Here is a 1,442-nt window from a genome sequence, read left to right as displayed (position 1 = left end):
TAATCATTTAATGTATCTTGCTCCATTCCAATGTATCTCAATGTTTCTTTCTGATCTGTATGATTTAACATCTTTTGCAAAGCAACTACATCTTTAAATTGTTTGTAATGGTGATACCCATATGTCTTTCTGAGTGAATGAGTACCAATACGTTCCAACCCAAACTCTTCTGCAGCTTGATTCAATATCACATATGCCATTGCACGAGTAATCGGTTTATTTTTTCCGTTCCTACTCTTAATTAAGTATTCATTCTTTGGCTTTCCTTCAGTATAATTTCTGATGGCTCTCTTCAGCTCAGACGGCATCTTCACATCTTTGATCTTCCTTGTTTTCTTTTCGCGTATCACAATATTCCAGCCTTCTACATCACGAACACGTAAACGTAATATATCCGATATCCTGAACCCTGTATTAATACCAAGAAGAAACAGAATGTAGTTCCTCTCATTCTGCTCCTTATAAAACTCTTTTATTTCTTGTATTATTTCTTTATCTCGAATCGGCTGTACAATGTTCATACTACTTCTACCTCTTCATTTTGCGCCCTTTGTTTAAACACTTCTTTTCGCAAACTGAAAGCTAGACGTAATAAAGCTTTTCCTTTAACTTTATAATACGTTGTTCTACCTAACTTCACTTCATCCATTATGTCTGGATCGTATCCCTTCCCTTCTTCCATATAATACATATGAATGATCTGTCTTTCTCTTTTTGGCAATCTGTTAACAGCCCTATGAACCCAATTCATAAATTTATCTCTAGCCATTTCATATTGCAGCCTTTCAATTGCTATATTTTCTGTAGAACTGTTGAATTCATTCGTTACAGATGGAGGAACAATTGAATACGATGCGGTTACTTTAGGTAAAATGTCACTTGGCATTTGAGATAAATACATACGATACTCCTCAAATACTTTTTCAACTTCATTTTTTGTCTCTTCTTCATCTAAAACAGGCATTTTAAATGATAATTGTTTATTCATATTACATTCCTCCATTTTTATTATTTTTGTCTTAATGCTCCACGTCTTCGTTCAGAGCAAGGTCTATGAATTCCCATTAAATCTTCAATGTCACGAGTAGTTAGCCTCTCGTCTCGCTTTTTCATATCATTCTTTTTTGCTTGCTTAGATTGCTTTTTCCATTCACGTATTTGATTTTTTAAGGTCATCATTCTCCACATCCTCTTTAAAAAATAAGAAAGAGGACACCATTTCTTAAAACAGCTTAATTGCCGTTCTAAAAATCGGTGCCCTCTAGTTTTCTAGCCGGACCATATTTATTTCATGATGCTCGGTTGTATAAAAAGGTTTCTCCAAGCTTTATCTAGTCTTTCTTTCTCTTCCCTTTGTACAGCCTTCGTACGACGAGCGATTGCTTTTTTTAATTTCTTTTTCTTCATCTTAGTCAAGCCATTCACTCCTTCTCTTTAAATAC

At 34.5% G+C, this 1,442-nt stretch carries 4 protein-coding genes; all 4 read right to left on the bottom strand.

Annotated features, from left to right (window positions below):
* The coding region (locus tag ACQRBL_RS29330) for a tyrosine-type recombinase/integrase (RefSeq protein ID WP_411996834.1) at window positions 1-521 on the bottom strand (521 nt) is incomplete at its 3' end.
* Window positions 518-988 carry an ArpU family phage packaging/lysis transcriptional regulator gene (locus ACQRBL_RS29325; RefSeq protein WP_411996835.1) on the bottom strand — a complete coding sequence of 157 codons (471 nt, stop codon included), beginning with the start codon at window positions 986-988 and terminating at the stop codon, window positions 518-520. The genes ACQRBL_RS29325 and ACQRBL_RS29330, both read right to left, overlap by 4 nt.
* 20 nt (window positions 989-1,008) lie before the next feature.
* On the bottom strand, window positions 1,009-1,179 hold the full coding sequence (locus tag ACQRBL_RS29320; protein ID WP_411996836.1) for a hypothetical protein: 171 nt from the start codon (window positions 1,177-1,179) through the stop codon (window positions 1,009-1,011).
* A 105-nt stretch (window positions 1,180-1,284) separates the two neighbouring features.
* Window positions 1,285-1,416 (bottom strand): DUF3983 domain-containing protein, encoded by a 132-nt coding sequence (locus tag ACQRBL_RS29315; RefSeq protein ID WP_140155532.1) that lies wholly within the window; start codon window positions 1,414-1,416, stop codon window positions 1,285-1,287.
* Window positions 1,417-1,442 lie beyond the last annotated feature (26 nt).

This window comes from Bacillus sp. AF62, assembly GCF_050312695.1.
Taxonomy (GTDB): domain Bacteria; phylum Bacillota; class Bacilli; order Bacillales; family Bacillaceae_G; genus Bacillus_A; species Bacillus_A cereus.
This window is presented reverse-complemented; position numbering and strand designations above follow the sequence as displayed.

Coding starts and splice junctions, on each gene's coding strand:
- ACQRBL_RS29325 (WP_411996835.1), bottom strand. CDS start 988: ATGAATAAACAATTATCATTTAAAATGCCTGTTTTAGATGAAGAAGAG.
- ACQRBL_RS29320 (WP_411996836.1), bottom strand. CDS start 1,179: ATGATGACCTTAAAAAATCAAATACGTGAATGGAAAAAGCAATCTAAG.